The following is a 24,399-nucleotide window of genomic DNA, read 5'->3' on the forward strand; positions in this document are numbered from 1 at the left end:
ACACAAAAGCGTTAAAAGTTAGAGGGCTTTTAATGCTTGTTGCGCTTCTTGAACAGTTTTTGGATTATTACGTTGTTGCCCAGCTTTTAAAATAGTTAGCCAAAGCTGTTTTTTCATTGCTTGGCTCTGAGCAAAGCTTAAACCACGTCGTGCTAAAGACTCAGCATTAGAATATTGCTGTTTATGATTTGCAGTAAGTGCAAGAAATAAATAGGTCTCAGCTGCTTGAGGTGCTAAACGCTGTGCCTGAAGAGCATAGCGTTCAGCTTCTGACCATTGCTGGTTTTTATAAGCCTGCTGTGTTTTTTGCATTAAAACTTTAAATGCAGGTAACTGGCTGCCATCATCACTAAAATGTTGAGGCTTTTTCTGTTGAGGAACGATCACCTGTAAATTTTTGCGTTGAATTTCCGGATGATCATAAGGTGTAATTTTTACACCCGATGGAGTTTCCGTCTTTTTGACTGGAGGAGTAGGTGTTTTCTCTTTGGAGTCAGAATGATCAGGCAAAGTTGTACAGCCGACCATAAGAACAGCACCAATATAAAAAACACCTTTCTTCAACATATCCTAATTTCCTGTTTACGCTTAGTTGTTATAACTACCACTTGAAATTACACGTGAGTTATTTGACAGATCTTGTTGCATCTGACTTTCACTTTCACGAATATAACTGTCGGTATTATCATCCTGAGAGTCAGGCGTTGTGTTATCACTTTGTGGCGTATATGTTGGATCAACTTGATAATAAGGTGCTCCACATGGCGTAGCACGGTGCGGAACCGTATGCGTTAGCATCGGAATATACATAGCGCCATCACAAGCCTGCGCAGATAAATCACCCGTTGCACGATCAATCCACTGCCACTGTACAGTGTCTGGTTGACGTATATTCACAGGAGTTTGACGTAACTGTTTCATCACGTTAGTCCATACTGGCAATGCACCAGATGAACCAGTTAAACCTGTTACTTTGTTGTCATCTAAACCTAACCATACTACAGCGACATGGTTACCCGAATAACCAGCAAACCATGAGTCACGTGTATCGTTAGTCGTACCTGATTTACCCGCCAATTTTAAAGCTGGAGATAAGCTACTATAGGCTGAACGACCAGTACCCGAAGACATGACCTGTTGTAAACCATAATTCATGATATAGCCAACAGCCGGATCAATCGTTTGTTGTACATTGAGGCCATAACGGTCAAGTAAACGACCATTCGCATCTACCACAGAGCGAATTGCACGAGTTGGATATTTAAAGCCGCCTGTAGCGAAGTTCTCATAGATTCCGAGTACTTCCATTGGTGACATATTGACTGCCCCAAGGAAAATAGAAGGGTAGGCAGGAATCGTTGACTCAACACCAAACTTTCTTAGATTATTGGTAAATGTTGATAAACCAAACTCTTGACCTAAACGTACAGCAGAAAGGTTATATGAGTTTGCTAATGCTTCGCTCAGACTTACTACACCATGTCCACCACCACTATAGTTTTTAGGTGTCCAGCTTTTACCGCCGTCTACAGGAACACTGATTGGAGCATCTTCAATTTGGCTTGCCCAGTTATAACGTCCAGATTCAATCGCACTTAAATAAATGACAGGTTTCAATAAAGAACCGACTTGACGTTTTGCATCTAAAGCACGGTTAAAACCAGTAAAGTCTTGTGTAGAGCCAACTGCTGCAACAAGCTCACCATTTTCAGGATGGGCAATTAGTACAGCACCTTGTAGGTTTTTCAAACGTGCTGGGTTGCTGTTAGCTAAGCGATCTACTGAAGCTTTAAACGCATTTTGAACTTGTGTTTGAGTAATTGGGTCTAAGGTCGTAAAAATACGTAAGCCCTGATTGGTTAAATCACTTTCTTGATATTCTGTACGCAACTGACGACGCACAATATCTAAAAAGTCTGGGAATTTTGCAGGGCCTAAACTTGGTTTACTTAATACATTTAAAGGACGTGCAATTTCATCTTCATATTCGGCTTGAGTTAAATAACCCATCACACGCATGTTATTTAACACAGTGTCGCGGCGTTTTTTTGCACCTTCAGGGTTTTTCCAAGGATTATATAAAGAAGGGCCTTGTACCAAACCTACTAGATAAGCTTGTTGTGCAACGCTAAGTTCACGTAATGGTAAACCAAAATAAAATTGTGAAGCCAAACCATAGCCATTAATTGAGTAGCTACCGTTTTGGCCCAGATTCACTTCATTTAAATAGGCTTCTAAAATTTCATCTTTGCTGTAATGCAGCTCGATAAGCAAAGCCATTAAAGCTTCATTAACTTTACGTTTTAATGTGCGCTCAGGTGTGAGATAGAAGTTTTTAACTAATTGTTGAGTCAGGGTTGAACCACCTTGACGCTTTCCACCCGTGATATTACTCACTAGTGCACGAGCCGTACCGCGAATTGAAATACCATGATGATGATAAAAATTGCGGTCTTCTGTAGAAATTAAAGCTTCAATAAGTGGTTTAGGGACATTATTCAGTTTAATGAGTACACGGTCTTCATTGTGTTGAGGATAAATTCCTCCAATGAGTAACGGTTCTAAGCGTGCAACGCCTGTTGAAGAGGGTTTAGTACTTCGAACTTCAACAACTTGATCATTTGCAAAACTTAACTCTAATACTTGTTCAGGTTCAACACTGTCGCCGTAGTCAAAACCACGTGTGTGAATATACATGTTGCTGCCTTGAGCAACATAACTTCCCGATTTGTCATAATTACTTGAAGTTTTGTAACCCAGTAGCTTTAATTCTTGAGTGAAATTTGCTTGGGAAATAGGTGCGTTGTTATAAATTTCCAGAGGTCGTGCAAACACTTTGGCAGGAATATCCCACCGTTGTCCTTCAAATTTTTCACGGATAATATTATCTAAACGAATCAGATAGATACTAAGAGCAATAAAAGCACCAATGACCAAAATGGAAAAGATTAGTGCAAAGAAACCGATACCACGTTCAAACTTCATAAAAATGAGATAAAACCCTAACAATGCCTGTAATGATGCGATAGCTTGTCATCAATTTGCAATGATAAAACTGTGAATAATTGGAAAACTTAGATTGAATTTTACAGCATCTTGTAGTTATGTTTTTTTAAATTAATCAGGTTAATGTTATTATAGGCAAGTATCGCAGCGGAGCTTACTCATTCGTGCAAATTTCACATAAGTCCTTCAGAAACGTCGGGTTAATCGGTCGACCAGATAAATCATCAGTTGTAGAAACACTATGTTTAATTCATGATCATTTATTGAACCTAGGTTTAAACCCCATTTTTGATCAGGAAACTGCTGAATTAGTGCCTTATGATCATGCACAGGTAGTAAGTCGTCATTTATTAGGTGAAGTTGCTGATTTAGTTATTGTAGTTGGCGGGGACGGTTCTTTACTCCACGCGGCAAGAGCTTTGGTTCGTTACAATACACCTGTTATTGGTATCAACCGTGGGCGATTAGGTTTTTTAACTGATATCAAACCGTCAGAAGCGATTTTTAAACTTGACCAAGTGCTTCAAGGGCATTTTCAACTCGATCGCCGTTTCTTACTTGAAATGGAAGTGCGAACAAATGGCGAAGTCATTTATGATGCCATTGCTTTAAATGATGTCGTTTTGCATTCGGGTAAGTCGGTCCACATGATTGACTTTGAACTCAACATTGATGGCCAATATGTTTATCGCCAGCATAGTGATGGTTTAATTGTTTCGACTCCAACTGGATCAACGGCTTATGCGTTGTCAGGTGGTGGACCAATTTTACATCCAAGTATGGATGCGATTGCATTAGTTCCAATGCATCCCCACACATTGTCATCACGTCCTATCGTAGTCGGTGGACAAAGCGAAATTAAGATTGTTATTCGCGAAAATCGGGTGTTACCGATGGTGAGTGCAGATGGTCAACATAGCATATCGCTCAATGTTGGAGATAGTTTACACATCCGCAAACATCCATTTAAACTAAGTTTATTGCATCCACCAGGTTATGATTTTTATATGGCCTGCCGTACCAAACTTGGTTGGAACCAAGATTTTGAATCTTTCCAAAGAGATGAATCATGAATATTGAACAAATGCTATCTATTTTAAACCCTGAGATTGTAGAGCGTTTAAAAACAGCAGTAGAAATTGGTAAATGGCCAAATGGCGTTGTTTTAACAAAAGAGCAGCGTGAAACTTGTATGCAAGCTGTAATTGCTTGGGAGTTAAAGAACTTACCAGAAGAGCAGCGTAGTGGTTATATTGACCGCGGTACAAAAGAAGAAGGTGAGGTATGTGAAGATGATCATCACAAACATGAGCCAGAATTTAAACCAATTCGTTTTGTTTAAAATTTTATAAGACAGAAAACTTATTTTTTGTTATTCCATATAGCCTTGAATACCATGTTTTTCATGAGTTATAGCATATAGGCTTTTATTACTTTTGAAGGATCAAAAGTAACCAAAAATCCTTTGTATCACTGACGATACTTCCATGTATCGCAGTGATACGTTCGACATCCATGTCGACCTTCACGATAGCATTTGTTAACTACGAATTAAGATTGCTTAAATTTCGTGTTTCCCATAATACTTTTGCTTTTTGCATTGCCTCATCAAAACTAGCAACAACTCCCATGGTATATAGTGCAATTCCCATTGTTTCAGTTACTGCCATTTCACCGTATTCATGGTGCTGCTGACCAAGCCATACTGCTTTGAAAGTTGCTAAATCTAATTCTTCTTCAGTTGGACTACGTTCAGGCGTGAGTTTTGGTAACTCGTGTTCATAAAGCTCACCATTTTTAATGCCACAAATGAGTGTTTTTGCATCTGGATTTCGCTCAAATTCACCGCCTTCGCCTTTAATAACTGCACTATTTTGATAGCCTAAGCGCAGTGCACTATGTTGATGAGAGGTTCTATACGCTGGATGGAATATAGCTTGTAAGGTAGCTTTAGCATTAAAAGGATTGATTAAGCGGGCTAAAGTATGAATAGGTGAGCGTAGGCCCATCACATTTCTTAAAGAAATTAGTTCACTTAAAATTGGTGAAATCACATCTAAAGGTAAGTAGGCAAAATTTTGCTCTGCTAGTTGTGTTCGTACTTCTTGTTCAGAGTGACAAATTTGATAACCCAGATATTCTAAAACTTGCTCGGTATAGACACGGTTAAGCGTGTGACCTGATGCACCATGCATAACAATCTTATAGCCATGTTGGGCAAGCGTAAGAGCTGCTAACAAAAACCAAGGGTAATGTTTACGTTTACCCGCATAAGATGACCAGTCTAAATCAACGTCTAAAGGTTGAAAATTGAGTTGATCTCTAGTGGCTTGAACAAATCCCGCGAGTTCATCAATAGATTCTTCTTTAACACGAAGTAGCATTAAAAAAGCACCTAACTGCACATCAAGCACTTCACCTTTTAAAATCATGCTAAATGCTTGATAAGCTTCTTCATAGCTTAAAGAGCGTGAACCACTTTTTCCCTTACCTAAAATACGGACATATTGAGCGAATGGGTGTTCTGCATCTTTATAGATATTACGTTTAGTATTCATCGTGGTTCAAAAACAATAAAAATGATGGGATGTAGGCAGCTCAAAATGAAATGTCCACAAGTATTTAATCAATATGACATAAAAAACTGTCGAAAAAATATCAAAAGTGTTTCTTATACTAAAGTCTTAAGGCTGCATGAGTGTTTTTTGCGCGTATTAGCTAAAAATTTAACCGAATCATTATTTAATTCGAGTACACTTTCTCGTGCTTTTTTGAGCACTCATATCATAATTTTCTGTGATTCTCCTATATCTTCAGCTTTTTATTGAAAAAGTAAGAGGTTATTTCTAACTACTCAAAGTGGTTAGAAACTTCAGGTATTCTCCTGTTTTAGAAAACAACTTTTTTTGTTTTCATTGAGGTAGTAGGAAGGTTTTTTGTTTACAAAGAACCGTTTCCCTTTTGCGGTGTTCATGTGAAAGGTTAGGGCTGTGTATTCGTAAAGAATAGACGTTTCATTTTGGTATTTCCAACGGACTTGGAAATATAGATTGAAGTAAAGTTATGGCTAAAAAACCGATTTATAAATCACTTTATTTTCAGGTGATTATTGCGATTATTGCGGGTGTTTTGGTAGGGCATTTTTCCCCAAGCTCAACGCAAATTGTCAATGGTGTTGAACAGCATATCCCAGGTTTAGGTGAGAAACTCAAGCCATTAGGTGATGCCTTTATTCGTTTGATCAAGATGATCATCGCTCCAGTTATTTTCTGTACCGTGGTCAGCGGTATTGCTGGCATGGAAAGCATGAAGTCAGTCGGAAAAACTGGCGGCGTCGCGTTGTTATATTTTGAAGTTGTTTCAACAATTGCACTTCTGATTGGCCTTGTTGTAATTAACATTGCTAAACCGGGTGTAGGGATGAATATTGACCCTACAACTCTAGACACCTCGGGCATTCAAAAATACGTCAGTTCTGGTGAGTCACAATCTACCATTGATTTCTTAATGCACATCATTCCAGATACGGTTGTTGGCGCATTTGCAAATGGTGAAATCTTACAAGTCCTTCTTTTTGCAATTCTCTTTGGTTTTGCTTTACATAAGTTAGGTGATGCAGGACGTCCAGTTTTAAAATTTATTGATCAAGTTGCACATGTGTTCTTTAACATTGTAAACATGATTATGAAACTGGCTCCGATTGGTGCATTCGGTGCAATGGCATTCACCATTGGTAAATATGGCGTTGGTTCACTTGTACAATTAGGGCAATTAATTCTCTGCTTCTATGTTACGTGTCTACTCTTTATCTTCTTGATTTTGGGTACAATCAGCCGTATGAGTGGATTCAGTATCCTCAAAATGATTCGCATGATTCGTGAAGAGTTATTAATTGTACTTGGTACATCTTCTTCTGAATCTGTTTTACCTCGCATGTTGCGTAAACTCGAAATTGCAGGTTGTGAAAAGTCTGTAGTTGGTTTGGTTATTCCAACAGGTTATTCATTTAACCTAGATGGAACGTCAATTTATTTGACTATGGCAGCAATCTTTATTGCTCAGGCAACGAACACTCAGCTTGATATTCAACATCAGATTACTTTGTTATTAGTACTCTTAATCTCATCTAAGGGTGCGGCGGGTGTAACTGGCTCTGGTTTTATTGTTATGGCGGCAACTTTGTCTGCTGTAGGACATATTCCAGTTGCAGGTTTGGCATTGATTTTAGGTATTGACCGTTTCATGTCAGAAGCACGTGCTTTAACTAACCTTGTTGGTAACTCTTTAGCGACGATTGTTGTTGCTAAATGGGTTGGTGCTTTAGATAAAGATAAGCTCAATGATGCCTTAAATAATCCAGATGAAGTCGACAGAAAAATGATGGAACCAAAAAGTCCTCAAGTCGCTGAAGGTCTAGATTAATTCAAAGAAACCTATATTAAAAAGGAAGCTAAAGCTTCCTTTTTTATTGGCTGACTGAAAAGTACAGTTTTAATGAGCAGCTATGCCATGACAGTTGCTAAAAAAATGATTAGCATGCACAGCAATGAGATTCGATAAAACAATAAAGCTGAAGGAAAATATTATGTTGGCATACGATGCAGATTTAGAATTATTCCGTGATAATTTTAAACGTTTTATGAGTGAGCATATTGCGCCTCACTACGACCAATGGGAACGCGAAGGAATCATGCCTCGTTCAGTTTGGAATCAACTGGGTGAAAATGGCTATTTATGTGTAGATGTTCCAGAAGAATATGGTGGTTATGGGGTTCCAACCTATTACTCATTAATGTTAGTTGAAGAATCTGCACGTGCTGGCTTTTGTGCATTATCAACAGCTATTTCTTGTCACTCTGAAATTGCTGCACCGTATATTTTACATATCGGGACAGAAGAGCAAAAACAATATTGGTTACCGAAAATGGTAACAGGTGAAGTTGTTGGTGCAATTGGTATGACTGAACCTGGAGCAGGCTCGGATTTACAATCAATGCGTACCAGTGCCATCTTGCAAGACGATCACTATTTATTAAATGGTTCAAAAACCTTTATTTCAAATGGACAGCATGCTGATCTTGTTGTGCTCGCAGTAAAAACAGATCCTCAAGCCCGTGCGAAAGGTGTGTCATTGTTATTGGCAGATACACATCTGGAAGGCTTTAAAAAAGGCACAAATTTAGACAAAATCGGCCTACATTCTCAAGATACATCTGAGTTGTTTTTTGACAATGTGAAAGTACCTAAAAACCAATTACTTGGCCAAGCTGGGCAAGGTTTTGCTTATTTAATGCAAGAGTTACCTCGTGAACGTACTGCAATTGCATCTACTGCAATTGGGGCAATTCGCGGTGCGATTGATTTGGCAACAGCTTATGTAAAAGAGCGTCAAGCATTTGGTCAACCTATTTCACAGTTCCAAAATACACGTTTTGTTTTAGCACAAGCAAAAATTGATGAGCTTGCTACAGCAGCTTTTTATGAAAGAAACGTTGCCTTATATCAAGAAGGCAAACTAGATGTAGAAACAGCTGCAGCATTGAAAAGTTTCAGTAGTGATATGCAAATGAAGGTTGCAGACAACTTACTCCAACTTTTTGGTGGTTATGGTTATATGACTGAATATCCAATTTCACGTTTCTTTGTAGATGCCCGTATCCAACGTATTTACGGTGGTACAAATGAAATTATGAAAGAAATCGTAGCCCGTGGATTAATTGGCAAAGCCTAATTAAGCAGAGAAAAAACAGCCTGTCTTAGAACAGGCTGTTTTGTTTTTAACTATTTGGTCTTCTGTTGAATGGCAGGATAGTCTTGTTGTTTCGGTAATTGCTGTAATGCATGATTCATCTTTCTTAAAAACTCATCGGCTTCATCTTGATGAAATGAATCTTCGGTGTATTCACTACGTTCTTGAAAGACGACACCACAACCAGTTATTTTCATATTTTCAGGATTAAATGACCAGTCATTTGGATTCTTTAAGTTAATGTTTAAATCACTTTCACAGCTTTTCCATAAACGTAAAAACTCATTTGATAATTCTGCTTTAAATCCTCGTGCTGGATAGACCGAGAAGCCTTTCATTTCGGGATTAGAAAACTGTATAAACATGTCTACTGGCATACCGCCCCAAATGATTGCTGTATTTTCTGGTAAAGCAATGCCTGATAAATTTTTCTCTTTTAAGGCATGTGTTTGCTGAAATTCCTGCCTAAAATGTTGTGACTTGTAAGTGAGTTTAGTCTGGGCTGGCACGGGAATACCACGAACTTGATTGCTGGCAGTCGTCATATAGTACGGGGACGGATCAGTACCATTGCACCCCGCGATGAGGGGGCAGCCACCACAAGCCGTTAGACTGACACTAATAAAACTCAGTAGACCTAAAACAAGAATTTTATTCATTCTATTTTACTGTTGTTATGACATCTTCAGACAGTATAACTAATTCTCTCGATTAAGAGCTTTGTCTTTAAGAGGAGTGGAATGCTCCTCTTTTAATTTAAATGGGTTTTATTTAGTTGTTTGCTCTGTAGGCTCATCAAATAAAGATTTGCAGTTTTCTAAGTTTTGGCATGCAGCAAACATAAGTGCTTTCGGCAAACTCGCATACAAATTGGTAATATGTTGTTCAGCAGGATTATAAAAATGCCAATAAGAAAATTCGGCTGAGCGGCGATTTTCCAAAGCTTTAAAGAAATCTTTTTCATTAAAGTTATGAGCAGATTGAGTACGAGGTCCGCCTTGTTCATGGGTGCCGACTGTGGTCAAAAGCATCGAAGAATTGCTTTGTTTTTGACTCTGCCAATAGTTTAATTTTTGAAATAGCATGCCTTGATCAAACCAGAGGGAAGGGCTGGCTGCGATGTAACGTTGAAATGCTTCAGGTTTTTGAAAAAAATGATAAAGCACAAATAACCCTCCAAATGAGTGGCCATAAATACTTTGCTGTTGGTTATTAATTGGAAACTGTTTGGCGATTTCCGGTTTGAGTTCATCATTTAAAAATGTAATGAACTGGTCCGCACCACCATACTTATATCTGCCTTGCTTTTGAAATTCAGCAGAAGGTTTAGGGGTGTAGTCATAAGCACGTTTTTGTACATCAAAAGTTTTTTGTTTAGGGTAACCGACTGCAACGATCATGAGCGGGTCTAGGCCTAATTTTGTAGAACCTGCCCCAATAGATTGAGCGATATTGACTGCACTTGGAAAGGTTGCATTGCCATCTAATATATAAAGTACGGGATAACCATGTTGTGGTGGGGCAACAGGTGGTTTATATACTTGAATCAAATACTCATGGCCGGTGTTTTTAGATTTGAGTTGAAATTGGGCTTGGTCATTATGTAAGACTATTTTTGATGGATTTTGTATAGGAGTTTGAGCCAAAGCAGAACAAGTTATTAAAGAGCTCAGAAGAAAACTGCAAGATAAAAAGAAAAATGAGTTATGCATAATAAACAAGAATAAAATTTATTATGCAAATGATAAATGAAAATCATTATCAAATAAAGCGATCTGAGGAATCCGACCAAGATGGTTTAATGAAAAAAGCCAATACAGCCATATTGCCTAACAAATCAAAGCAGACTATTGTTATACTCTCGTTTAAAAGATGATTTTGCTGAGGCTGCATTCCAATGATCAACGATGATCAAAACAAAACGACTTCTCTTAGTTTAGAACAAATTCGCGAAGATATTGATAGCGTGGATCAACAGATTCAAGAATTATTAAATCGACGCGCAAGCCTTGCTGAAGCAGTTGCGAAAGCTAAATTTGCTTCCGAAGAGAATCCTTTGTTTTATCGTCCTGAACGTGAAGCGCAGGTCTTACGTAAAGTTATGGAGCGTAACCAAGGTCCTTTGTCTGATGTAACCATGGCGCGTTTGTTCCGTGAAATTATGTCTGCTTGCCTTGCTTTGGAAGCGCCGCAAAGTATTGCATTTTTAGGGCCAGAAGGTACTTTTACTCAATCTGCTGTGCTTAAGCATTTTGGTAAAGATGCAGTTGTACGCCCACTTCCAACGATTGATGAAGTCTTCCGTGAAGTGGAAGCAGGTAGTGCACATTACGGTGTAGTTCCAGTTGAGAACTCATCTGAAGGTGTTGTAAACCATACTTTAGATTGCTTTAAAACATCGAATTTAAATGTGATTGGTGAAGTTGAATTACGTATTCATCATCAATTTCTTGTTTCTGAAAATACACGTAAAGATAGTATTAAGCAGATTTATGCTCATCAGCAAACTTTGGCACAATGTCGTCAGTGGTTAGATGCGCATTATCCGGGTGTTGAACGTGTTGCTTTAAACTCAAATGCAGAAGCTGCACGCCGTATTCGCAATGAATGGCATTCGGCAGCGATTGCATCTGATATTGCAGCAGGCATGTATAACCTTGAAATCTTACATAGCAATATTGAAGATAATCCGGAAAATACCACGCGTTTCTTAGTGATTGGTCGTGAAAAAATTCCACAAAGCGGTAATGACAAAACTTCATTATTGATTTCAGCACATGACCGAGCGGGTGCTTTATTAGAAATTTTAGCGCCATTTGCAAAACATAATATTAGCTTAACCAGTATTGAAACTCGTCCAGCATTACCTGAAAAGTGGGCATATGTATTCTTTATCGATTTAGAAGGTCATATCGAACAAGAGAATGTTGCTGCTGCGATTAATGATATTCGCCCAATGGTGAAAGAGATTCGTATTTTAGGTTCTTATCCTGCCGCTGTTCTGTAATCACTTATGTTGGAATAATGACATGCATCAAGATAAGCATGTCATTATGCTTAAAAACAAATTGCTCAAAGGTTTAAATAACTTTGAGCAAAAGCAAAGTTGAAGTTATGTCACAACCCCTATTTAAAAAAGTTGCATTTATTGGTTTAGGACTCATCGGGTCGAGTTTAGCTCGTGTTATTGTTGCAGAAAAGTTGGCCACAACAGTTGTTGCATCTACACGCTCACAGAAAACTTTAGAAGATGCAAAATCACTTGGCTTAATACAAGAAGGATTTTCTGATCCTGTTGAAGCTGTGAAAGGGGCAGATTTAGTCGTTTTAGCCTTGCCAGTACGTGCTACGCAAAAAGTGCTTGAGCAAATTAAACCTTATTTGTCAGAAACCACGATTGTAACTGATGTGGGAAGTACAAAAGGTAATGTCGTTGATGCAGCAAAAGCTGTATATGGTGAAAATTTACCAGCAGGTTTTGTACCGGGACACCCTATTGCAGGTAGTGAACACACGGGTGTTCATGCAGGTAAGGTTGACCTATTTGCAAATCACAAAGTAATTTTAACGCCGTTACCGACAAGTGCAGAATGGGCTGTTGATAAACTGATTCAACTTTGGTCAGCTGCTAAAGCTGAAGTCATTTGTATGGATGTTGCCAAGCATGATGAAGTGCTTGCGCATACGAGTCATCTACCACATTTAATGGCATTTAATCTGGTCGAGCAACTTGCAAACCGTGAAGATAATCTTGATATTTTCCGTTATGCAGCAGGTGGTTTTCGTGATTTCTCACGGATTGCGGCTAGTGATCCCCAAATGTGGCATGACATTTTCTTTGCCAATAAAACAGCGATATTAAATGCGGTAGATGGCTTTGAAAAGCAACTTACCGTACTTAGAAAATTGATTGAAAACGAAGATTCTCATGCATTAATGGGTTTACTCGGCCATGCTCAGGCAGCACGTCAGCATTTCAATCATATGTTAGCCAAAAAACCTTTAATGGAGAAAAATAAGGTGACACAGCAATTCAGTATCTTACCGGGAAATAAGGCTTTTAAAGGTAAATTTACCGTACCGGGTGACAAATCTGTGTCACATCGCTCCATTATGTTTGGTGCTATTGCCGAAGGCACTACCCATGTCACTGGCTTCCTCGAAGGTGAAGATGCTTTAGCAACTTTACAAGCTTTCCGTGATATGGGGGTAAGCATTGAAGGCCCTAAAAATGGTGAAGTGACCATTCATGGCGTGGGCATGCATGGCTTAAAAGCGCCAGCAAGTGCATTGTATATGGGTAATTCTGGTACAAGCATGCGTTTGCTTTCAGGCATGTTATCTGCACAAAAGTTTGATTCAGTAATGACTGGTGATGCTTCACTTTCTAAACGTCCAATGGAGCGTATTGCTAAGCCATTACGTTTAATGGGTGCGCAAATTCAGACTACGGGTGAGAAAGGTACACCACCTGTAAGCATTACTGGTGGTCAACAGTTAAAAGCGATTCAATACGATTTACCTATGGCATCTGCTCAAGTGAAGTCTGGTATTTTACTTGCGGGCCTATGGGCTGAAGGTGAAATCTCTGTTACAGAACCAGAGCCAACTCGTGACCATACAGAGCGCATGCTTCGTGCATTTGGCTATGATGTTAAAACCGAAGGCAATAAGATTTCACTCGTTGGCGGCGGAAAATTAGTGGGTACTGATATTCAAGTACCATCAGACATTTCATCAGCTGCTTTCTTTATGGTGGGTGCTGCAATTACTGAGGGTTCCGATGTTGTTCTGGAAGCTGTAGGTATTAACCCAACACGTACTGGCGTAATTGAAATTTTAAAACAGATGGGTGCTGATCTAACTGTTGAAAATGAACGTATTGCTGGTGGTGAACCTATTGCTGATATTCATATTAAAGGTTCACGCACGCTTAAAGGCATTCATATGCCAGAAGACCAAGTACCTTTAGCAATTGATGAATTCCCAGCTTTATTTATTGCAGCAGCTTGTGCCGAAGGCCAAACGGTACTAACCGGTGCGGCAGAACTTCGTGTGAAAGAATCTGACCGTATTCAGGTTATGGCAGATGGCTTAAAAATCATGGGTATTGACTGCACACCAACTGATGATGGCATCATTATTGAAGGTAAAGGCAAATCTGGCGATTGGTCACCAATCTTTGCTGGTGGTGAAATTGAATCACATCATGACCACCGTATTGCTATGAGTTTTAGTATGGCAGGCCTTCGTAATTCTGGTCCGATTACAATTCAGGGTACTGAAACTGTGGCGACAAGCTTCCCAACTTTCACTGAGTTGGCGAATCGTGCAGGCTTAACAATCGAAGTTAGCCAATAACTTTTGACCTAACACATTTTATAATTGCTAACACAATAGCAACGGCAGCAGCGGGCTAAAGGCTTGGCTGCTGTTTGTTTATTGCTTATGCTAAGCGCAGATAATGATAAAAGTGTTAGGACAAAGGATGAAAAAATTACAATTTATTGCCAGTTGCCCACAACATGGGGTGCTTGATCATCCACCAAATGAATGCCATATCACTCAAGAATATGTAGCGGCTTTACTGTTTAAACAATTGGGGCATTATGGCTTTGATGCACAGCACATTGTGCATGAGCATGAAAAGGTAGAAGTCAGTATAGATAATCATCTTTTACCTTTGTCGATTACTTGTCAGAAAACAGACCATGAAGGGCATTTGATGTGTGAAATCTCTGCCAATCCTGATGAAGAACAAGACTGGTTTGAGAAAATCGAAACACAAAGCATTATTCGTCAGCTTGCACAGGCAGTTGAAAATAGTTTGAAAGCTGATCATAGCTTTTCAGCATTTGAATGGAAAAACTAAGCAGGCGACTGTTAAGAGTTATTCATGAAGTGCGACTTTTTAGAAAAGTCGTACAATTTCTTTAGATTAAAGATAAAAATACAAAATCTTTCCTGAAATTCCTACCTATCTTTAATGCATTGTGTATATTGAAATTATTAAGATATTTACATAATTAGAGTGTGGTTTTCATGACACAAGTTAATATTGCAGCTTTATCTCCTCAAGTGGTTTGGCAGCATTTTCAAACACTTTGCACTATTCCTCGTCCCTCAAAGCATGAACAGCAGCTTCGTGAGTTTTTAAAAAACTGGGCTGAAAGTCGGAATTTAGAAACATACGTAGATGAAGTGGGGAATTTGATTATCCGTAAGAATGCGACTGCGGGTAAAGAACATGTGTCTGGAGTCATTCTGCAAGGCCATTTAGATATGGTCACACAAGCCAACACTGGCACAGTACACGACTTCTTTAAAGACGCGATTCGTCCAGTCCTTGAAGATGGCTGGTTAATTGCTAAAGACACTACCTTAGGTGCAGACAATGGCATCGGGGTAGCCTTAGCTTTGGCAGTATTAGATTCAAATGATATTGCTCATGGATCAATTGAAGTTCTTTTAACTGTTGATGAAGAAGCAGGCATGAGTGGTGCGCGGCTTTTAGAGGCTGGTGTACTAAAAGGAAAATGGTTATTTAATATTGATACAGAAGAGTGGGGTGAGTTATATCTCGGATGTGCTGGCAGTATTGATGTTGAAGTAGAACAGCCACTCATTTATGAACCAATTCCTGAAAACTTGATAGTTGTAAATATTCAGGTTGCTGGTCTTAAAGGTGGTCACTCTGGAGTAGATATTCATTTAGGACGTGGCAATGCCAATGTTATTTTAGCCCGCTTTTTAAATGAGTATTTAGCAAAGCTTGGTGGGCACCTTGTTGAATTTACAGGTGGTACAGCTCGTAATGCTTTACCTCGAGAAGCAGTGGCAACCATTGTAATTTCGTCTAACCAATTACCCGAATTAGAAAAATTACTTGCTGAATATCAAAAGACATGGAAAAACCAATTACAAGGTATTGATGACAACTTACAATTAACTATTCAGCCCAATAGTTCTGAAGTGGCGGGAGTGATTGCTCAACAGCAGCAAAACGAGTGGTTACAAGCTTTGGCAACAAGTCCTTATGGCGTTGCAAGTATGAGTCAAGCTTTACCAGATGTAGTTGAAACTTCAAATAACATTGGAGTGGTAAAACTAAATCGAGATGGTGGAAAAGCTGTTTTAATGGTTCGCTCAATGGTGAACCAAGAAGCTCAAGATTTTGCAGAAAAAATTCAGGCACATTTTAGTCAATTTAATATAACCTCAGCACTCACACCCTTGGTTTCGGGTTGGACACCAAATCCTGATTCCGCTGCTTTAAAGTGCTTACAGCAGGCCTATCAAAAGGCATTTAACATTGAGCCGAATCTAAAAGTGATTCATGCGGGTTTAGAGTGTGGGATTATTGCCGAGCATTATCCAGATTTACAGATGGTTTCGTTTGGACCAGATATTCAAGGTGCACACGCACCGGGTGAACGAGTTAAGGTTGATACCGTAGAGAAGTGCTGGAAGCTACTAGTAACCGCTTTAGCATCTGTAGAGTAATTTTTTAAGAGATAAGAAGCTCAGTTATGAGCTTCTTAAACTTTTACATGGAAATGATGTGTAGTTAATTCGATCTCTCAATAAATATAATTTTTTACTCGATTTTTAAAAGTTGTCCTGTTTCACTTAAAGTAAACTCATCAAAATCATTCGCTAAATAAAAATGACCTTTATAAAACTGGCGAACTTCTTCTGCAATAGCTTGCTGCCCAGCTTTATCTTGATGTCTAGGGCTAAAGTGCGTCAGAATTAAATTATCCAAAGATTGCTGTTCTGCAAATTCAGCCACCATTTTCGCTGAGCTATGCATTGGACCTTTGCCGACTTTATCTAAAACCGTTTGCAAGTAAGTTGATTCGTGAATAAGGAGTTGAGCATCTTTGCAAGCATCAGCTAATAGTTCAGGTTGGTCATTATCACCGCCTATAATTGCATGAACTTGTTGATTTTGAATTTTAATAAAGTCTTGAGCTTTTAAAGTTTGCCCTTCAAACTCAACATCGTAGCCTCGTTTTAAATGCCCCCATATATCGCCTTTAGGTACGCCAAGCTGAGTTAAAGTTTGGATATCTAACTTCTTCTGAATAGATTTTATATAAATACTAAAAGCAAAACTTAGAACACGATGGCTTAGTGGATGTGCTTGAACAATGAATTCATCGGTGATCTGTTGTGGTTGTGTTGCTTCATTCACATCAATAAATTGCAGTGAATAGGGCAAGTGTAAATCTGTAAGTTGGGCAGTGATTTCAAACCATTGTTGAATTTCTTTCGGTGCAATCACGATTAATGGTTTGCTGCGGGCATTCATGCCTGCACTTGCCAATAAACCAATTAGACCGTAACAATGGTCGCCGTGAACGTGTGTAATACAAATGGCAACTAGGTTTTGTAGAGAAAGTCTGGCTTGTTGAATGCGGTGCTGTGTCCCTTCACCAGCATCAACTAAAATCCAGTCCTTATTTTTACTATCACGAACTGCTAATCCTGAAACATTACGTGTCAGGGTAGGTACACCTGAAGAAGTGCCTAAAAAAGTAAAATGAAGCATATTGTTGGAATTTTTTAGTCAAATGCGTAAAGGTATTATAGACACTTATGAAAATTTTATAAGAACAATGGAGAACGATAGCGACCGAGTGAAAAAATGTTTAGCCCGTTTTGGATTAAGCTGGAATAATTTTTAGAAGTTACGGCACTTATGAGATGATGGACATAGATCGAATCTATGTCCATCAAATACACTTTATTTCATAATAATGAAGCGTGTAATGATTTGACGAAGCTGTTTTAAATAGCCTGTAAAGAAGTGGTTGGCGCCCGGTAAAATCGTAATTGGATGCTTTTGTGGTTTTGCCCATGCAATTGCATCTGAAAGTAAGGTAATGTCATCTTGCTCACCATGAATGAGTAGGATATCACCTTGAATTTCAGGAGTTTTATAGTGGCGTAAACCTACTACAGTAGCCGTTGGTAAACCGCATAAAATTAACTGTATAGGTCGTAATTCAGGATTAAGCTGTGCAAAGCATTTTGCCAGAACATGTGAGCCGAAGCTGAAACCGCCAGCATAAAATGGTAGGCCTTCATGAAGCTTACGAACATGTTCAATGACAGCTAAGATATCTTCAGTTTCACCATGGCCTTCATCATGAACACCTTCACTACCACCTAGGCCACGGAAGCTCGGGCGATAAACAATGCAACCATATTCATTAAAGATTTGGGTTAAAAGGGCAGGGACTTTATGTTGAGGGGTTCCACCTTGCAATGGGTGCGGATGACAAACAACCGCAAAGCCTTTGATTTCACCTTCAGGGCGGTCAACGAAAAGTTCAATTTTACCTACTGGACCCTGGATGAAAGTTTGCTCAGACATATAAGAACCGCTAAATAACAATACGTGATGCTATTTTACCGATAGTCGCCATTGAAAACACGAGTTAGCATTAAAAAATATCTACTGTTATAGTTGGTATTAAGAATAATTTTTTCAGGTTATGTATGCTTGCTTTAATTTCTCCTGCAAAAACTTTGGATTATGAAACAGCGTTACCTACAGATGAGTTTACTCAGCCTCGCTTGTTAGAACATTCAGAACAATTAATTGATGTTAGCCGTAAACTTTCTGCTTCGGAAATTGCGAGTTTAATGAGTGTTAGTGAAAAAATTGCCACATTGAATGCAGACCGATTTAGAGATTGGAAGCCCGAATTTAATTTTTCAAATGCTCGTCAGGCAATTTATGCATTTAAAGGTGACGTATATACGGGTTTAGATGCGTACCATTTAAAAGATAAAGATATTGATTTTGCACAGCAGCATTTGCGTATGCTCTCTGGTCTATATGGTTTATTACGTCCTTTAGATTTAATGATGCCTTATCGTCTTGAGATGGGCACTAAATTAAAAAATACGCGTGGTCATAATTTATATGAGTTCTGGGGTGAAATTATCACAAACCAGATTAATGAAGATTTGGCAGCAATAAATTCTGAATTACTTGTAAACTTAGCTTCAGATGAGTATTACAAGTCTGTCAATGAAAAGAAAATTAAGGCTGAAATTGTGAAGCCAGTTTTTCTAGATCAGAAAAATGGTAATTATAAAGTCATTAGTTTCTATGCGAAAAAAGCACGCGGTTTAATGGCTCGTTTTATGATTGAAAACCAATTAAATAAAGCGGAAGACATCAAAGAGTTTAATACTGATGGATACTACTTTGATGCGGAGAATTCATCAGCAAAAGAGTTGGTATTTAAACGCGATGAGCAAGTGGCTTAGCCTTACTAAAGTTAAACTCTAGTAAGCGGTAACTATCGTGAGGTGGCATAGATGCCACCGTTTCGCTGTATTACATGGATGTAATATCAGCGAAACAAAAGATTTTTGTTACTTTTCATCTTTGAAAAGTAAAATGCCTATATAAGTTGCACTAAAGTTACAATGGTAATTAAAGGCTGTGTTCTTGCAAGAAATAGATTATTTAAAGAAATAACCTGTTTCTGGTGAGCTTGCATTTGCCATACGTTTACGTGGCATACGACCTGCTAAAAATGCTTCACGACCTGCTTCAACAGCTTTTTTCATTGCAGAAGCCATCAAAATAGGGTTTTGAGCAGCTGCAATTGCTGTATTCATCAGTACGCCGTCACAACCAAGTTCCATTGCAATAGCAGCGTCACTTGCTGTACCAACGCCTGCATCTACCAAAACGGGTACTTTTGCATTTTCTTTAATAATTGAAATAGTGTGCGGATTTAAGATACCTAAACCTGAACCAATTAGACTACCTAAAGGCATGATCGCGACACAGCCCATACTTTCAAGCTCTTGCGCAATGATTGGGTCATCAGAGGTATAGACCATAATCTCAAAACCGTCATCAATCAAAGTTCGAGCTGCTTTTAAAGTTTCGGTTACATTTGGATATAACGTCTTTTCATCGCCTAGAACTTCAAGTTTTACTAGGTTATGACCATCGAGTAGCTCACGTGCTAGCATACAAGTACGAACTGCGCTATCAGCATCAAAACAACCTGCGGTATTTGGCAAAATTGTATATTTTTCTGGTGGAATGACAGACAGTAAATTTGGTTGATCTGGATTTTGTCCAATATTCACACGGCGGATTGCGACAGTTACGATTTCTGCACCACTGGCTTGAATAGCTAAATCCGTTTCATTTAAGTCTTTATATTTGCCAGTTCCTACCAATAAACGAGATTGAAAAGAACGTGAACCAATAATGAGAGGGGTGTCTTGCATGGATAACTCCGACTTAGCCGCCGCCAACAGCGTGAATAATTTCGATACGGTCATGTTGAGCAATAGTGATTTGCTCTAATTTGCTTTTAGAAACGATTTGCTGATTGTGCTCAACAGCAAAGCGTTTTCCTTCAAGTGCCATTTCCTGAATGAGTTGCAACAGGTTTTGACAAGGCGTGTCCGTTAATTCGCCATTTAAATAAATTTGCATGATCACATTCCAATTATTTTGCGTATTTGAGGGCATTCCAAGCCAAAACGAGCCATCCAGCTATCATAAATGCTCCACCAATTGGGGTAATTGCCCCTAAAATTCTCGGTAATCCAAGTGCCATGATATAGAGTGAACCACAGAAAAATAAAATACCAATCTGAATCAATATGAATGGCAACTTAATAGGGAACGTCAGGATGACTTTGCTTAAAATACCAAGTGCTAATAAGCCTAAAGCATGGTAGAAAAAGTAGTCGGTTGCAGTATGCCACCAAACAAGTTGCTCTGGACTCGCATGAGCTTTAAGACCATGTGCTCCAAAAGCACCCAACATGACTGCAAAGGCAAGATTAAGGGCTGAAATGGCAATCCACATAACAAAAAACGCAAATGAATAATGAAGGGCAACGTTATCATAGATTGGGTTGGCTAAACATAGCCAGATAAAACAAAAGGGCTAAACGCCCTTTTATTTTTAAACTTATTTTTTAGCTTGCAGACATAGCAATTTTAATTTTTTCCATTGCATTCTTTTCAAGCTGACGAATACGCTCTGCTGATACATTATATTCGGCTGCTAACTCGTGGAGAGTAGATTTATCATCATCTAACCAACGACGTTGTAAAATATTACGCGAACGATCATCTAACTGATCCATTGCATCATGTAAGGCAGATGTACTTTGCTCTTCCCAGTCTTCATTTTCAACTAAACGAGCTGGATCATAGCGATTATCTTCAAGATATAATGCCGGTGCAGTATGCGGAGTGTCATCGTCGTCGTCGCCTTGAGCTTCGAAAGCAGCATCATAAGCGGTTAAACGACCTTCCATCTCCAGAACTTGTTCTGCAGTAACATTTAAGTCATTCGCAATCGATTGAGCTTCTTCGAGCGTTAATTTTTTACTCGATTTTTTTAAACTACGTAAATTGAAAAATAATTTACGCTGTGCTTTGGTCGTTGCAATTTTGACAATACGCCAGTTACGAATAACGTATTCGTGAATTTCTGCTTTAATCCAATGGACGGCAAAAGATACAAGACGCACGCCCATATTTGGGTCGAAACGCTTCACGGCTTTCATTAAGCCTAAATTACCTTCTTGAATAAGGTCGCCTTGTGGTAGGCCATAACCTGCATAGCTGCGCGCAATGTGAACGACGAAACGTAAATGCGACATTACCAGCATTTTTGCGGCATCAAGATCTTGGTCATAATAATAACGTTCAGCAAGTTCTTTTTCTTGCTCGGCCGTTAAAATAGGAATCTGATTGACAGTACTGATATATGCACCAAGGTTTACACCGGGCGCAGACAATGACAGGGGCATCAATTGATTGCTGCTGTCACTCATGATTTCTCCTTGTAGGATCGGATGGGATAACCAATAAATTCATCTTAATTTGAATCAGCTTCATAATTAAGGAAAATTGGGTAGAGAAATGTAAAATTTTATGCAATTTCTAATCTTTTAGTTTATCAAAGAATCATTGAGTTTCAATTAAATAGTGAAATTCTCTTTCGGATATATGTGTTGTCTGACACATAAAATGATGTAAACCACAGTAACGAGTTACATCTATTTCACTGTGAGGGTCAGAAGATTTTAATAAGAATAGCTGTTTACCCGATACTTTTTTGAGTTCGCGTTTTAGCATTAATAAAGGCATCGGACAGGGTTGGCCTAAAGCATTAATTTCAATGGGTGCTGTAGTAGAAGAAGTGTTGGTCATTCATCATCAAAACAACTAAAAAAATTATTCTAACAAATTTTTTTATAAATGCTGCACATTTTATAAAAGAAGAAACAAGCAATTACCTATAAAAAATATTGTAATAAGCTGTTTAAAAAAACGACTAAAAATACGGGGAATAATTGAAAAAAATTCTATTAATTGTCATAAACCCGTGGTAAGCTCGAACCGTTTTAAGATTTACCACACACTTAAATTGGTTTAAAAATCTTATAACAAATGGATGTAACCGGAAATTGTTGATAGTTTTACAGAATGATTACAAGCTTTAAGATTATAAATATTTTAAACACTTGTTTGCTCTGCTGTTTGCAACACCGGAAGGTCCTTTTTTCAACATCTGAGGATTGACTTATGACAGCTCGCGAACAAGGCGTAGTAAAGTGGTTTAACGACACTAAAGGTTTTGGCTTTATTCAACGTAACGGTGGTGATGACGTATTTGTTCATTTCCGCGCAATCGTTGGTGACGGTCACCGTTCTTTACGTGACGGCCAACGCGTAGAATTTAGTGTAGTACAAGGTCAAAAAGGTTTTCAAGCTGAAAACGTTCAGCCTTTAGACTAATTCATCTTTTTGATGAATCATGGACGCTCCAATTTTTGAATTGGGGCGTTTTTGTTTATAATGATCTTCTCATTAGAGAGATTGTTTGTTAGAGCACGTATTTATGACATCTGGTTTTGAAACCTTGAATTTACATCCGCAACTTAAAAAGGCGATTGATGCTTTAGGGTTTAAGCAAATGACCCCGATTCAGCAAAAGGTTTTAAAATATACGTTGGGCGGGCATGATGCGATTGGTAGAGCGCAAACAGGAACAGGTAAAACTGCTGCTTTCCTTATTAGTGTAATTAATGACTTGTTACATAACCCGATTCAAGAGCAGCGTTTTCGTGGTGAGCCACGTGCCTTGATTTTGGCGCCTACGCGTGAATTGGCACTGCAAATCGAAAGTGATGCAAAGTTACTCACAAAATTTTCAGATTTACACATCGTGACACTGTTGGGTGGCGTAGATTTCGATAAGCAAAAGAAACAGTTAGATGCTAATTTTGTCGACATCATCGTTGCCACTCCTGGGCGTCTAATTGATTTTGTAGAACAAAAAGAAGTTTGGCTCGATCAAATTGAATTTTTAGTCATCGATGAAGCTGACCGCTTATTGGACATGGGTTTTATTCCTTCTGTAAAACGTATTGTGCGTTATTCCCCACGTAAGGAACAACGTCAAACGCTCATGTTCTCGGCTACTTTTAGTTATGATGTGCTTAACTTGGCAAGACAATGGTTGTTTGAACCAATCACTGTTGAGATTGAGCCTGAGCAAAAAACTAACAACGATGTTGAGCAGCGCGTTTATGTAGTCGCTAAACAAGATAAATATCGTTTACTACAAGATATTTTGCGTGAAGAGCCTATCGATAAAGTTATGATTTTTGCGAATCGACGTGATCAAGTGCGCCGTCTTTATGATCATTTAAAGAGAGATGGATATCGGGTCGGTATGCTTTCAGGTGAAATTGCTCAAGATAAACGTTTAAAAATGTTAGAGCAGTTTAAGCAGGGTAAAAATAACGTCATGATTGCAACTGATGTTGCAGGCCGTGGTATTCATGTTGATGGCGTATCTCATGTGATCAACTATACTTTGCCTGAGCAATCAGATGATTATGTACATCGCATTGGACGTACAGGTCGTGCTGGGTCACAAGGTGTAAGTATTAGTTTCTTATCTGAAGATGATGCTTTTTACTTGCCGGAAATTGAAAAAGCAATTGGTAAGAAATTGCCATTAACCCGTCTAGACGGTTATTGCTAATAAAAAAATCCCAATCAACTGATTGGGATTTTTTTTGATTAATTAATTTTACAATAGAAGGTAAGGGTTGTTTGATAATCATCATCTTTTGCAAGTGATGCATTTTTGCCAGTTAAGGTGCCAATTACACCAGCCGCTGCTTCAACCATTTGGCCAGTTTTTTCGCTTACAACATCTTTTAATACACCGTTGTATGTTGTTTTTTCATCTATTACAACAGGACTCGTGCTTTTTGAACAAGTTTTTTGAGCGGCAGTAATCGCATTATTTTTTGCAATTAGATTCGTTTTACCAATACCCGTGACTTCAAATTGATTATTTTCTTTTTGAACTGCCAGAGTGTTCTTAGGCGTAGTGGCACAAGCACCTAGTAATAAAACAACACTACTCAACGCACTCGCTAAAATTATTTTTTTCATGTTTCACCTAATATCGCTAATCGTCAAAAGATCTCACTATTTGAACACAAGTTTTCTAATTGATTTTGAAGACGTTGTATAAGTTTTGATGTTTTGTCTTAAAAAAATGTCAAAGCACGAACTCGTTATTTTTATGTTCTAGATACAATGGTGGATTATCTGT

24 protein-coding genes are annotated in these 24,399 nt (G+C 38.6%); 11 read left to right on the top strand and 13 right to left on the bottom strand.

Going from position 1 to position 24,399, the window contains the following annotated elements:
- Positions 1-18: 18 nt before the first annotated feature.
- On the bottom strand, positions 19-567 hold the full coding sequence (locus QLG01_RS09810; protein WP_005307034.1) for a tetratricopeptide repeat protein: 549 nt from the start codon (positions 565-567) through the stop codon (positions 19-21).
- 21 nt (positions 568-588) lie between these two features.
- A complete protein-coding gene (gene mrcB, locus QLG01_RS09815) occupies positions 589-2,985 on the bottom strand; it encodes a penicillin-binding protein 1B (RefSeq protein WP_005307032.1) in 2,397 nt (798 codons plus the stop codon).
- 185 nt (positions 2,986-3,170) lie between these two features.
- Here mrcB and QLG01_RS09820 point away from each other — a divergent pair, with 185 nt between their 5' ends.
- Both QLG01_RS09820 and QLG01_RS09825 read left to right on the top strand, forming a co-directional pair.
- Entirely contained in the window at positions 3,171-4,079 is a 909-nt protein-coding gene (locus QLG01_RS09820) for an NAD(+) kinase (protein ID WP_004791221.1), read from the top strand.
- Positions 4,076-4,348, top strand: coding sequence for a YeaC family protein (locus QLG01_RS09825; protein ID WP_004791223.1), 273 nt, complete (start codon positions 4,076-4,078; stop codon positions 4,346-4,348). Before QLG01_RS09820 ends, QLG01_RS09825 begins: the two co-directional genes overlap by 4 nt.
- A gap of 202 nt (positions 4,349-4,550) precedes the next feature.
- Here QLG01_RS09825 and QLG01_RS09830 read toward each other — a convergent pair whose 3' ends face one another.
- Complete coding sequence (locus QLG01_RS09830) at positions 4,551-5,564, bottom strand: glycosyl transferase family protein (RefSeq protein WP_192454146.1); 1,014 nt, start codon at positions 5,562-5,564, stop codon at positions 4,551-4,553.
- Positions 5,565-6,069: 505 nt separating this feature from the next.
- Between QLG01_RS09830 and QLG01_RS09835 the strand changes: the two genes are divergently transcribed.
- The gene (locus tag QLG01_RS09835) at positions 6,070-7,428 is read left to right on the top strand and encodes a dicarboxylate/amino acid:cation symporter (RefSeq protein ID WP_005307027.1); all 1,359 of its coding nucleotides are present in this window, start codon (positions 6,070-6,072) and stop codon (positions 7,426-7,428) included.
- Positions 7,429-7,591: 163 nt separating this feature from the next.
- The gene (locus QLG01_RS09840; RefSeq protein WP_004791229.1) at positions 7,592-8,737 is read left to right on the top strand and encodes an acyl-CoA dehydrogenase family protein; all 1,146 of its coding nucleotides are present in this window, start codon (positions 7,592-7,594) and stop codon (positions 8,735-8,737) included.
- 50 nt (positions 8,738-8,787) lie between these two features.
- On the opposite strand, the gene QLG01_RS09845 is transcribed toward QLG01_RS09840, so the two are convergent.
- Together QLG01_RS09845 and QLG01_RS09850 are read right to left on the bottom strand one after the other, a co-directional pair.
- Positions 8,788-9,414 (bottom strand): hypothetical protein, encoded by a 627-nt coding sequence (locus tag QLG01_RS09845; RefSeq protein WP_282496353.1) that lies wholly within the window; start codon positions 9,412-9,414, stop codon positions 8,788-8,790.
- Between the two features lie 108 nt (positions 9,415-9,522).
- Positions 9,523-10,467: an alpha/beta hydrolase-fold protein gene (locus tag QLG01_RS09850; RefSeq protein WP_282496354.1), complete on the bottom strand. Its 945-nt coding sequence runs from the start codon at positions 10,465-10,467 to the stop codon at positions 9,523-9,525.
- Positions 10,468-10,652: 185 nt separating this feature from the next.
- Here QLG01_RS09850 and pheA point away from each other — a divergent pair, with 185 nt between their 5' ends.
- The 4 genes from pheA to QLG01_RS09870 all read left to right on the top strand — a co-directional run bounded on the left by pheA (position 10,653) and on the right by QLG01_RS09870 (position 16,258).
- On the top strand, positions 10,653-11,762 hold the full coding sequence (pheA, locus tag QLG01_RS09855; RefSeq protein ID WP_003650703.1) for a prephenate dehydratase: 1,110 nt from the start codon (positions 10,653-10,655) through the stop codon (positions 11,760-11,762).
- Between the two features lie 107 nt (positions 11,763-11,869).
- Entirely contained in the window at positions 11,870-14,116 is a 2,247-nt protein-coding gene (locus tag QLG01_RS09860; protein ID WP_282496355.1) for a bifunctional prephenate dehydrogenase/3-phosphoshikimate 1-carboxyvinyltransferase, read from the top strand.
- Positions 14,117-14,243: 127 nt separating this feature from the next.
- Positions 14,244-14,627: a hypothetical protein gene (locus tag QLG01_RS09865; RefSeq protein WP_005068294.1), complete on the top strand. Its 384-nt coding sequence runs from the start codon at positions 14,244-14,246 to the stop codon at positions 14,625-14,627.
- 170 nt (positions 14,628-14,797) lie between these two features.
- Positions 14,798-16,258 (top strand): aminoacyl-histidine dipeptidase, encoded by a 1,461-nt coding sequence (locus QLG01_RS09870; protein ID WP_282496356.1) that lies wholly within the window; start codon positions 14,798-14,800, stop codon positions 16,256-16,258.
- A 94-nt stretch (positions 16,259-16,352) separates the two neighbouring features.
- Here the strand turns inward: QLG01_RS09870 and QLG01_RS09875 are convergent, their stop codons facing one another.
- Both QLG01_RS09875 and QLG01_RS09880 read right to left on the bottom strand, forming a co-directional pair.
- Positions 16,353-17,309: a ribonuclease Z gene (locus tag QLG01_RS09875; protein ID WP_282496357.1), complete on the bottom strand. Its 957-nt coding sequence runs from the start codon at positions 17,307-17,309 to the stop codon at positions 16,353-16,355.
- 195 nt (positions 17,310-17,504) lie between these two features.
- Positions 17,505-18,137 (bottom strand): hydrolase, encoded by a 633-nt coding sequence (locus tag QLG01_RS09880; RefSeq protein ID WP_013197245.1) that lies wholly within the window; start codon positions 18,135-18,137, stop codon positions 17,505-17,507.
- 125 nt (positions 18,138-18,262) lie between these two features.
- On the opposite strand from QLG01_RS09880, the gene yaaA reads away from it, so the two are divergent.
- Complete coding sequence (gene yaaA, locus QLG01_RS09885; RefSeq protein WP_282496358.1) at positions 18,263-19,042, top strand: peroxide stress protein YaaA; 780 nt, start codon at positions 18,263-18,265, stop codon at positions 19,040-19,042.
- A gap of 198 nt (positions 19,043-19,240) precedes the next feature.
- Here the strand turns inward: yaaA and QLG01_RS09890 are convergent, their stop codons facing one another.
- From QLG01_RS09890 to QLG01_RS09910, 5 genes are all read right to left on the bottom strand, one after another.
- A complete protein-coding gene (locus tag QLG01_RS09890; RefSeq protein ID WP_001154366.1) occupies positions 19,241-20,026 on the bottom strand; it encodes a thiazole synthase in 786 nt (261 codons plus the stop codon).
- A gap of 13 nt (positions 20,027-20,039) precedes the next feature.
- A complete protein-coding gene (gene thiS, locus QLG01_RS09895; RefSeq protein WP_004791249.1) occupies positions 20,040-20,237 on the bottom strand; it encodes a sulfur carrier protein ThiS in 198 nt (65 codons plus the stop codon).
- 13 nt (positions 20,238-20,250) lie between these two features.
- Positions 20,251-20,616 carry a DUF423 domain-containing protein gene (locus tag QLG01_RS09900; RefSeq protein WP_004643452.1) on the bottom strand — a complete coding sequence of 122 codons (366 nt, stop codon included), beginning with the start codon at positions 20,614-20,616 and terminating at the stop codon, positions 20,251-20,253.
- A 112-nt stretch (positions 20,617-20,728) separates the two neighbouring features.
- The gene (gene rpoH, locus QLG01_RS09905) at positions 20,729-21,595 is read right to left on the bottom strand and encodes an RNA polymerase sigma factor RpoH (protein WP_004791254.1); all 867 of its coding nucleotides are present in this window, start codon (positions 21,593-21,595) and stop codon (positions 20,729-20,731) included.
- Positions 21,596-21,728: 133 nt separating this feature from the next.
- Positions 21,729-21,974 carry a sulfurtransferase TusA family protein gene (locus QLG01_RS09910; RefSeq protein ID WP_004791256.1) on the bottom strand — a complete coding sequence of 82 codons (246 nt, stop codon included), beginning with the start codon at positions 21,972-21,974 and terminating at the stop codon, positions 21,729-21,731.
- Positions 21,975-22,349: 375 nt separating this feature from the next.
- Here QLG01_RS09910 and QLG01_RS09920 point away from each other — a divergent pair, with 375 nt between their 5' ends.
- Both QLG01_RS09920 and rhlB read left to right on the top strand, forming a co-directional pair.
- Entirely contained in the window at positions 22,350-22,562 is a 213-nt protein-coding gene (locus tag QLG01_RS09920; RefSeq protein WP_000126912.1) for a cold-shock protein, read from the top strand.
- A 103-nt stretch (positions 22,563-22,665) separates the two neighbouring features.
- Positions 22,666-23,817, top strand: a complete 1,152-nt coding sequence (rhlB, locus tag QLG01_RS09925) for an ATP-dependent RNA helicase RhlB (RefSeq protein WP_004791258.1) — start codon at positions 22,666-22,668, stop codon at positions 23,815-23,817.
- 38 nt (positions 23,818-23,855) lie between these two features.
- On the opposite strand, the gene QLG01_RS09930 is transcribed toward rhlB, so the two are convergent.
- On the bottom strand, positions 23,856-24,236 hold the full coding sequence (locus QLG01_RS09930; RefSeq protein WP_282496359.1) for a hypothetical protein: 381 nt from the start codon (positions 24,234-24,236) through the stop codon (positions 23,856-23,858).
- Between the last annotated feature and the right edge of the window lie 163 nt (positions 24,237-24,399).

Origin of the sequence: Acinetobacter sp. V89_4 (genome assembly GCF_029967875.1) — a bacterium.
Classification (GTDB): domain Bacteria; phylum Pseudomonadota; class Gammaproteobacteria; order Pseudomonadales; family Moraxellaceae; genus Acinetobacter; species Acinetobacter oleivorans.